Origin of the sequence: Candidatus Infernicultor aquiphilus, from assembly GCF_002784285.1 — a bacterium.
Classification (GTDB): Bacteria; Atribacterota; Phoenicimicrobiia; order Phoenicimicrobiales; family Phoenicimicrobiaceae; genus Infernicultor; species Infernicultor aquiphilus.
In genome coordinates this window covers 1-9804 of sequence record NZ_PFKO01000262.1, presented here as the reverse complement: position 1 = coordinate 9804, position 9804 = coordinate 1, and the positions used below count along the sequence as shown (strand labels likewise).

General features: G+C 36.5%; 8 protein-coding genes. All 8 read right to left on the bottom strand.

Translation table 11 applies throughout. The annotated features are described in order from the left end of the window. Positions 1 to 135: 135 nt before the first annotated feature. Positions 136 to 1512 carry an ATP-binding protein gene (locus COZ07_RS07110; protein WP_406607876.1) on the bottom strand — a complete coding sequence of 459 codons (1377 nt, stop codon included), beginning with the start codon at positions 1510 to 1512 and terminating at the stop codon, positions 136 to 138. A 386-nt stretch (positions 1513 to 1898) separates the two neighbouring features. Then, positions 1899 to 3167 (bottom strand): group II intron reverse transcriptase/maturase, encoded by a 1269-nt coding sequence (gene ltrA, locus COZ07_RS07105; RefSeq protein WP_406607875.1) that lies wholly within the window; start codon positions 3165 to 3167, stop codon positions 1899 to 1901. 555 nt (positions 3168 to 3722) lie between these two features. Next, positions 3723 to 4562, bottom strand: coding sequence for a carbohydrate ABC transporter permease (locus COZ07_RS07100; protein ID WP_406607874.1), 840 nt, complete (start codon positions 4560 to 4562; stop codon positions 3723 to 3725). Positions 4563 to 4576: 14 nt separating this feature from the next. After that, the gene (locus COZ07_RS07095) at positions 4577 to 5440 is read right to left on the bottom strand and encodes a carbohydrate ABC transporter permease (protein WP_406607873.1); all 864 of its coding nucleotides are present in this window, start codon (positions 5438 to 5440) and stop codon (positions 4577 to 4579) included. Between the two features lie 93 nt (positions 5441 to 5533). Next, the gene (locus tag COZ07_RS07090; RefSeq protein ID WP_406607872.1) at positions 5534 to 6856 is read right to left on the bottom strand and encodes an ABC transporter substrate-binding protein; all 1323 of its coding nucleotides are present in this window, start codon (positions 6854 to 6856) and stop codon (positions 5534 to 5536) included. A gap of 169 nt (positions 6857 to 7025) precedes the next feature. Then, a complete protein-coding gene (locus tag COZ07_RS07085; RefSeq protein WP_406607871.1) occupies positions 7026 to 7904 on the bottom strand; it encodes a damage-control phosphatase ARMT1 family protein in 879 nt (292 codons plus the stop codon). Between the two features lie 38 nt (positions 7905 to 7942). Then, a complete protein-coding gene (locus COZ07_RS07080) occupies positions 7943 to 8779 on the bottom strand; it encodes a carbohydrate ABC transporter permease (RefSeq protein WP_406607870.1) in 837 nt (278 codons plus the stop codon). 11 nt (positions 8780 to 8790) lie between these two features. Beyond that, positions 8791 to 9684 (bottom strand): carbohydrate ABC transporter permease, encoded by an 894-nt coding sequence (locus tag COZ07_RS07075; protein ID WP_406607869.1) that lies wholly within the window; start codon positions 9682 to 9684, stop codon positions 8791 to 8793. Positions 9685 to 9804 lie beyond the last annotated feature (120 nt).

The window sequence follows — 9804 nt, the reverse complement described above, 5'->3', positions numbered from 1 at the left end:
AAAGAACTTTAATCTGATGCGTGACATATTTTAATATTCGACAAAACTTTTAAAAATCCTTCTTTTTGAGAAAAAGTTTTTGATAAAAAGATTAGTATAAGGATAATTACTAAATATAAATAACCTTCGTCTACACTATTGGTCAAAGAGAAGGATATCTTTTCTTTGTTTTGATAAATTATTTAATTTTTCATTAAAACCTGATTTGGAAAATAAAATAAAATATTTTTGACCAGCATAAAAAAAATTGTTAGCCTTTCTTTCTAATTCATTTAACTCATTTAGACCGACTTTTTTATTCCTCCATTTACACTCACCAAAGATAAAAGATTGCTTTTCATCATAAGCTACAATATCAATCTCTTCTTCGTTATTCCACCAACGCCCAATATTACTAGCTTTAAAAGGAAGCATATTTTTTCTATTTAGATTTTTTATTCTTTGTAAACAAATATCCTCAAAAACAAATCCAGTAAAACTATCCAAAGAAGGTTTTATTTTTTCTTGCCAAACATAATTAAAGTCTCCCTCTTCAAGGTAACTCATATTAGGTAAAATATATCTAAACCAAAAGCGGAAGAAAGGATCGTTAAGGAGATAAATACCTTTTCTTGATTTGTGAGGTTTATCTTCGGTAATCGGAATTTCTCTTCTTACTATATGTAATTCTCTAAGGACACTAAGATATTTATTTACTTTATGTCGCTCACTAATCCCAGTTTCCAGTACTATTTCATTTAGTCGTGTCCTACCAAAGGCAATGGCTCTTAAAATAGAGAAATAGGTAGACGGCTCATGCAATTCTTCTATTAATAAAAAACGAGGTTCGCTAAAAAGAAAACCATTTTTATTTAAAATTTCCTCTTTTACATTTTGTTCTATAGTTTTTTTATCATTAAATCGTTGGAGATATGCAGGTGTACCTCCAAGTACAGTATATGCGAGCATTCTATCCTCTTCAGAATAGTCAGGGAAAAAGAACTTAAGATCTTCAAAAGATAATGGGTTTAAGGCAACCTGTCCAGTACGTCTGCCAAATAAAGGGCTTTTACTTCCTAAAATTTCTTTTTCCATAAAGCTCATATAAGAGCCACATAAAATAAGAAAAATATTACTTTCTTTTGCTTTTTCATCCCAGATTTTTTGCAAAATAGAAGGAAGGGCTGGATTGCTTATACATAAATAAGGAAATTCATCAATAATAACCAAAGGTATTTTCGGAATTAAATGGTCAAAGATATATCTTAATAAAGCTTCCCATGAACTAAAGGGCTGGGTTTGTAAAAATGATTCTCTGGTTAACTGAAATATTTTTTCACTAAATTGTTTTAACTGTTCTTGTTCAGAAGATAGATCTGAAGAAAAAAAGAGGTGTTTTTTATTTTTAGAAAATTGTCTGAGTAATTCAGTCTTACCAATTCTTCTACGACCATACATAATTACAAAGCGGGCATCCTGTTTCTTATGTAATTTTTCTAAGTAATTTAATTCCTCAATTCTATTGACAAACATATTAGCCTCCATATAGTATACTTTAAAGTATTATACTTATAAGTATACTATATATTATAAATAAGTCAATAAGGTTAGAAGAATGCTCTCACAACAGTTATAGGGGCATCCAATTGGAATAATATTAGCAAATTCACCACAATCACCGATTGTATTTGTGGGATGAAAAATAAATAACTCGCCCATATTGTTCACCTCTTTTATAAGTAACTATATTGCTTGATTATCACTCCTACTTAATCGCTTCCATTATCGGAAAGTTGTCACGGTAGGACAGCCAGTTACCCGACTGCCCCCGCACAGATCCCAGCGTGCGGAATTACCGCACTGGGCTCTTCAGAAATACTCGCTTCCGTAAAAGTAAAACTAATAAGATAATTAACTGGTTAAGAAAACTCCGTAATTCTAGGTTTCTCAATTTTATAAAATTCAGTAATCTGGTTAAATATATTATAGCAAAAACTACGCTTTTGGCTACGACGATTCAACCACTTGTATAAGATTCTTAACGCTTGAAAGAAAAACTTTTGCAAACTAGTAAAATTACCTATAACCCCATAATAGTTGTAATAACCTCTTAGTTTGACATTAAGTAGTTTAAAGATTTTCCTAAGACGAAAGTTTCTGCATTTACGACACCATAGGGTAAACCTTTTCAAGCTTGCTAATAGTTTCTTCCTAGAGGTTCTACGTTTAATTATATCCTTACCCTTGCGGCTAGTACCCCAGCGAAATTCAAAACCTAAGAATTCAAAGTAATTAGCATCTTTCTCAAATCGGCTAAATTTTATGATTCTGGTCTTATCCGGTGATAGAGAAAGACCGAACTTTTCCAACCTTTTAATAATTGCCTTATAGAATTCCTCTGCCTCATCTTTGAAACGAAAGGCACAGATAAAGTCATCCGCATATCTACAAAGGTAAGCTTCTCCTTTACAGTTAGGTTTCACTTTCTTCTCAAACCAAAGGTCAAGTACGTAATGTAAGTAGATATTAGCCAGTAGAGGACTGACTATCCCCCCTTGTGGCGTCCCTATCACTGGATGTAATATTTTACCTTCGGTAGAGAGTACTCCTGCCTTAAGCCATTTGGCAATTAAGTTAATAAATGGTTTATCATCAATCCTTTCTTCTAACATCTTGAGTAACCACTGGTGATTGATATGGTCAAAGAATCCTTCTAAATCTGCATCCAATATGTAACCATATCTTCCTCTTACTAAGGTAGTAGTTATATCTCGTACTGCATCTTTTGCTCCAATCATCGGACGATATCCGTAACTACAGCTAAGAAAGTCTTGTTCATAAATCGCATTAAGTATTCTGGCTACTGCCTTTTGGATCAGTTTGTCACCTATAGTAGGTATGCCTAAAGAACGGTGCTTGCTATTTTCTTTAGTGATACTCACCCTTCTTACCAGTTTTGCCCGATACCGTTTTTGTTTTAAGCTTTTAACTAATCCTTGGATATTGCTAAGTAAATTTATCTCAAATTCTTTAGTTGATATTCTATCTACTCCTGAGGCTGCCTTGTTGTTCAGGTATTTCCAAGAATCTAAAAGGTTCTCTTCATTTAAAAGCCGATACAAATCACGGAATCGATACTTCTTATTCAGTTTTGCCTTCTTTGCTATTCCCTGCAGGGAGGTTTGCATTTGTTCCTCCAGTCCTACTTGCCCGGCAAATGTTTCCTTTGCAGACTACGTATTCTGTCAGCCCCTTCCTCGAAATGAGTACTATGAGCTGATCCGAATCCCTATAAGCCGTCAGTCTCCCTCTTTTTCTATCGGATAGACTTACCTTTACTCAGGAACCTATAGGGTCTCCCAAGTTCCCTATATCTCTACTTCAGACATGCCATGTGCCAAGACCCCGACAGACCCTCTTAGAATCTCGCCATATGCGATTCTTTTTGTGTAGGCTTCCGTTACTAAAACAACGTCGCCATCTGCATTAATCTATTTTACGAGGCTGTATAATTCACCTTCAGGAAGTACGGTCTTCCTTATGGCCTATCTGATTCCCTGTATACGCTCCTGCCTGCAGCAGACAGGTCATCTAATTGTTACCAATTTCGATGCAACACTCGGTATGGGTGGTTGGCTAGACCTTACCCAACAGGGACTTTCACCCTGCAAGAAATATAGAGCTTTCTTGGCGCTCTTTAGTTCTTGGTTTACGGTTTTCAGTGGGAATAAGAAAAGTATGCTTTATCCCTTAATGCCTGACCTGGTGAGGCTTTTGACAAAGATAGATTGAAGTACAAAAAATACTATTAATGTAGGTACTACTGCGGAAACGGTGCCGGCCATAATCACTCCCCAGTCACTTGCTGCTTCAGAGTCAATTAACATCTTTACTCCTATCTGAACCGTCTTCATTTTATCTTCCATGGTAACTATAAGAGGCCAGAGGTAAAGATTCCAAGCATAAATAAAATTAATGATTGATACGCCACCAAGCATAGATTTGGAAAGAGGAAGCAAAATTTTTATAAAATAGACCATCGGCCCAGCTCCGTCAATTTTGGCTGAATCCTCAAGCTCTTTAGGAATCATTAGAAAATGCTGCCGCAACAGAAAAGTATTGGTGGCACTTGCCATAAAGGGGATAGTCAAAGCCCAGTAAGTATTTACCCAGCCAAATTTTACCATTAGAGAAAATAAAGGTACAATCATAATTATTTCAGCTGGTAAAAATAAGGTAGCAAACAGAAAAGCAAAGGAAAATTTTTTACCAAAAAAATTAAAATTAGCAAAAGCATATCCGGCGAGAGCCCCGGTGACCAGTTTTCCCAAAGTAATCATTACCGCTACTACCGCACTATTCAGAAATAGCCTGAAAAATGGGACCCTTTGAAAGGCGGTAATATAATTTTGTAAGTGGAATCCCCGGGGAAGAATCTTCGGGGGGAAGGAAAAAACAGCATAGGGAGGCTGTATACTCATAGTTAATGCAAGGATTAATGGTAATATAAATACAAGAGAAACAATGATTAATATTGTTTCGGATATAATTATATCTGTTCGTTTTTGAGTGGATATTTTCATCAGTTATCTCCTTATTAATAATGAACATACCGTTCGCCGAATTTAAAATAGATCGAAGTAACCACAATCATTATAGCAATCAGGATTACGCTTTGAGCTGAAGCAACCCCTGGTTTTTGGAAGTAAAAAGCATCCAAATAAAGTCTATAAATCATATTGGTAGTATATTGACCTGGTCCTCCTTTAGTCATGACATCAATAATAGCAAAAGAGGAAAACATCATAGTCACTATATTCATAATTACCAAATAAAAAGTGATAGGAGAGACCATAGGAAAAATTATCCTCCAGGTCCGGTTCATAACATTAGCTCCTTCAATGGTAGCTGACTCCAAAATCTCTTCCGGTACATCCTGAATGCTGGCAATGTAAAATATCATATTAAAAGGTAGTGTTTTCCATACCGAAGCAAATACTACGGCATAAAAAGCATAAGGTTTAGAGGTCATCCATTCCACTTGAATCCCAAAAAGAACCTGAAAGAAATAGCTTACGTGGCCTACTATTGGATTTAACAAAAAAGTCCACAAAGCTCCAGCGATAGCCGGAGAAATAGCATAAGGAACAAAAATCAAAGTTCTAAATAGTTTTACTCCGGGAATCTTCTTAACCAGAAGAAGAGCAATTAAAAAGGATAAAATAATAGCAATGCTCACTGTAACTGTAACATATAGAATGGTAAATCTTACTGAGTAGAGGTAATCAGCATTAGAAAAAAGTTTTAAAAAATTAGTTAAGCCTATATAACTCGTTCCTCTGCCAAAGGGCAGTATTCTTTGCATACTCGCCTTTATCGAATACTCGGCAGGTACATAAATAAATATGACAATTATTATAAAAGTGGGGATCAACAATAAATATGGAGTCCATTTTCGCATTGTTATACCCTCAATAGTTAAAATAAATATATATTGATAAATTAATGGTAAAAGAGGCGGTAAAGGTTTTACCGCCTCCAAAGAAATTAAATATTACAATCCTTCATAGTTTCTAATCGCTTCCGTTGCTGCTTTTTCTGCAGCAGCTAAGGCTTCTGCTGGAGTCATACTGCCTGAGAGCATCTTTTCAATGTTTGATGCAACAATAGATCTCATCTCAGCAAAAGCACCAATAATTGCTCCGTTAGTGTTATAATTCTGAGTGGAAAGGAGAAGTTGCAATATGGCAGTCAGATCATGTGGAGATCCGGAATAATAACCCTGAGCCAAGAGGCCTTCTATAGCATCTTTTCTCACCGGGAAGTAGCCAGTTCCAGTATGCCACTTTATCTGTTGCGGGGCTTCAGTCATATATTTTACAAATTTCCAGGCTGCATCAGTCTCATTTTTAGGATGTCCGCCAATGATCCAGAGACTACCTCCGCCAATTACTACTCCGCCAGCTTCAGCATCCGCTGGGGTGGGTAGAAACGCACTGCCCAGTTCAAAATTATTTTCTTGTGCAGATTTAACCATCAAGGCAACATCGGATGTTGAGGTAATTAACATTGCCACCTTTTGAGATATAAAGAGATTTCTCGCTGCGGTCCAATCTTCAAGCTTGGTATTTATCATATCTCCATTTTTAGTTAGGTCATTCCAAAAAGTAAATACTTTCAAACCAGCATCTGAATTAAATATGGCTTTGGTGGGTCTTCCGGTTCTGCCATTATCGTTATCCACCAAGGGCGCATTCTGTGTAGCCATAAATTGTTCAAAGAACCAACAGTTAAGGCTCCAACAAACAGCAGCTTGAACTACATTTCCTTTATCATCTTTTGTGGTAAGTTTTTTCGCATATTCAAGTAGTTCTTCATAGGTTTTAGGTGGTTTATTAGGATCTAAACCCGCTTTTTCAAATAGAGTTTTATTGTAGAACATAATAGCATTGGAAGAATTAAAAGGCATACAATAGAGTTTTCCATTTACTCTATAATAATTAAGCACCTGAGGCATAAAAGCTCCGATATCAAAGGTGGGATCTGCATCAATTAAATCTTGCATAACGAGACCAACTTCTCCATCAATTAGCATTTGAGTGGCGATGTCATATCCCTGTACCACATGAGGTGCAACCTTCGATTGAACGGCGACATTAAGTTTATTAATGGTATCACCATAACTTCCGGTGTATTGTACCTCTACTTCAATATCCGGGTTTAAAGCCATAAAATTATTTACCATCTCTTGAAGCAGTTCGATTCTCCATCCGCCCATAGCATGCCAGAATTGTACCTTGGTCTTTTCAGCAGCGAGGGTAACTGAACTGGCCAGAAAAACAATAATTAAAAATGTAATAAAAATTATCTTTTTCATTTCTTCCTCCTAAAATATTTTTAAATATTAAAAAACAATTTTAGCAAGCAATTCTTGTGTTAAGTTATTGAAGTTAAAATTCACCTCCTCTGTTTTAGGAAATTAATTTATCTCATGTATAGCCTAATTATAGCATAATAATTTTGATTGAAAAAATTTTTTTTAGAGCTTACAGCAAAATAGCAACATTGATTTTTCCTGTTTCTCCCAATTTATTGGTTACTGGCTGGCATTTAGTTCTAAAAAGACAGGCAATCCTACCGGGTACCCTCGAATTATATTCGCTTAAAGCGTAATAATTTGCCTGGCCTTTAGCAATTATCAAATCGGCAGTCCGGAGAGCATTTTTTAATTCACAAGACATTTCATTAAGGGAAATACCCAGGGTATCCGATCCGGCTAAAATAATTTGTGAGGCAACTTCTTGAAGACCTACCGTTTCTCCATCTTCTATAGTGGCATCACTAGTTATAGGCCCTCCTCTTAAAGCAGAAATCACTGAGCTGCCATATCTTCTCAGTTCCTGAATCAGCAGTTTATCAAAGGCAATCTCACCAACATTATCATGGATATAGAGTATTTCGGAAGATTTTTTAGCTATTTGAAAAATTTCAGCTATCTGGTCTATCTTTATCCCTTCCAAAACGCAAGCATGAAGCTCCTCTATTATTTCAGCCATCTGAAATCCATAACCGGTTCCTACTGTCCGAAAATCAAGATGGTTGCTGGCAATAGCCCAATTAACTAAAAATGGAAACCTTTCTGATTCCTCCAGCCCCTCTGCTTCCAAGGCAATCTTTTCTGCCATTTCTATTCCAAGCTGATTACACTTGTCTCTTCTTTCTTTAAAAGGAATTTCTATCCTTGATATCCTCTTTAATATTCTATGAACTGCGGTAATGAAGTAAGAAGGAATCTTATCTGTGGAGAATTCTTGAGATAAAAATTGAAAGGATTCCTTTAATATTTCATTTTTTGTTTCTTCTTTTAAGGGTAATAAATTCAAAGCACCGCATAAATCATCTATTATACAGCTCGCACAGTTCAATTGGGTAAGCACGCGTCAATTACTCTCCTTATTTCTTTTTATTTACTTGTCTGCATCGCAATTCCTTGCACAAAGCTTTTCCGCAACAGCATAAGGACTACCAGCGGGGGCAGCATAACAATCACCGTAGCAGCCATAACCACATTCCATTCAGGAGCTATCTGCTCACTGGCTAATAACATCTTGATACCAATTTGCACCACCCGCATTTCAGCAGTAGTAGTTACAATTAAGGGCCATAAGTACTGACTCCACATAAAAATAAACTCTATAACAAATAGAGCTGCAATGTTAGTCTTAGAGATGGGAACTAAAATTTGTAGGAAATAACGCATAGGACTTGCCCCATCTACCCGGGCAGCATCGGGAAGATCTTTGGGTATAGTCAGGTAGAACTGCCGAAAAAGAAGCAGTCCGGTTGTACTGGCAAAGAATGGTACGGTGAGGGCATAGTAAGAATTTATCCAGTTAAAACTCGCCATTAATTGGAAGGTGGGAACAATACGTACCGGAAGAGGCAGCATTTGGGTGATCATGCACATAGAAAACAACAGACCCTGTCCACGGAATTTAAAATGAGTATAGGCAAAGGCAGCCAGTAATGCCAGGATCGTTTTCACTATTGCTACTATTATTGAAATAAAGGTACTATTAAAAAAGAGCCGCCCCATATTAATTCGATCCCAGACTTCTTGAAAATTGCTCATAAATTGTTTTCCAGGTATAAGTTTTGGTGGATACTGGTAGGACTCCTGAAAACTTAAGGTGCTGGTAATTAAAGCAAAATATACGGGAAAAGCAAGAACCATAACCAATAAAATAAGTATTGCATGAATAAAAATATCATGCCGAGTTTTTCTGGTCATTTTTGACATAGACTATTACCTCATCGCGAATAAATAGCTTTTTGGGTAACTATCCTCAATTGAATAATTGCTACCACAGAGATTACTAAAAATATTATTAATGATTGGGCCGAAGCAAATCCAGTATTTAGATGAATAAAACCATCACGATACAATTTGTATACCAGAAGTTCTGTCGCATTTCCCGGTCCGCCTCGGGTCATAATATCTATCAACCCAAAAACCTGGAAGAAGGCATAAAGCATGTTAACAAACAATAAAAAGCTGGTAGTGGGGGAAAGCATGGGAAAGGTAATGCGCCAAAATGCTTTCCAGGATCCGGCACCATCCATCTGAGCAGCTTCTAAAAATTCGTCCGGTACATTTTGTAATCCGGCTAAAAAGAAAATAATGTTGTAGCCCAACATCTTCCAGGTAGCGGCAGTAGCTACCACAAATAAGGCAATATTCCCGTTCGTCATCCAATTTAGCGTATATCCACCAGATAGTTTGGAAACAATATAAGGAATAAGTCCAGTAGCAGGTGCAAACATTGAAGCCCAGATCACACCAGCAACTGTCGGAGAGATAGCATAAGTCCAGATAAGGGCGACTTGATAGAAGCCTACTCCTTTGATCTTCTGGTTGAGTAATTGGGCAATCGCCAGTGAAATAGAAAGTCCACCAATAATAACAAAAGCAGAGAACTTAAAAGTAGCGATGACACTGCTTCGATAGTCTGGCGAAGAAAATAAACGGACATAATTACGGAGTCCGACATAGATAGTTTTCGTGCCAAACGGTGTGGAGACAAATAAAGATTCACGTATACTTTGAACAAAAGGTCCAATTAAAAAGACAATAATTACTGCAATAGATGGCGCAATAAGTAGATAAGGTAAAAATTTGTGCCCAGGGAATCTGTCTTCCTGCATTTTTTTCCTTTTGATATATAGATATATAGAGAACTAATAGATACAGGGGCAAGCCTTTGGCTTGCTTGCCCCTACGAAACGGTATACTTTAATTATTTATTATTTACCATAGAGTTCCGC

What these genes read in the sequence shown, in the direction of transcription:
- COZ07_RS07100 (WP_406607874.1), bottom strand. Translation starts at nt 4,562, where the DNA reads ATGAAAATATCCACTCAAAAACGAACAGATATAATTATATCCGAAACA.
- COZ07_RS07075 (WP_406607869.1), bottom strand. Translation starts at nt 9,684, where the DNA reads ATGCAGGAAGACAGATTCCCTGGGCACAAATTTTTACCTTATCTACTT.
- COZ07_RS07110 (WP_406607876.1), bottom strand. Translation starts at nt 1,512, where the DNA reads ATGTTTGTCAATAGAATTGAGGAATTAAATTACTTAGAAAAATTACAT.
- COZ07_RS07080 (WP_406607870.1), bottom strand. Translation starts at nt 8,779, where the DNA reads ATGTCAAAAATGACCAGAAAAACTCGGCATGATATTTTTATTCATGCA.
- COZ07_RS07095 (WP_406607873.1), bottom strand. Translation starts at nt 5,440, where the DNA reads ATGCGAAAATGGACTCCATATTTATTGTTGATCCCCACTTTTATAATA.
- ltrA (WP_406607875.1), bottom strand. Translation starts at nt 3,167, where the DNA reads ATGCAAACCTCCCTGCAGGGAATAGCAAAGAAGGCAAAACTGAATAAG.
- COZ07_RS07090 (WP_406607872.1), bottom strand. Translation starts at nt 6,856, where the DNA reads ATGAAAAAGATAATTTTTATTACATTTTTAATTATTGTTTTTCTGGCC.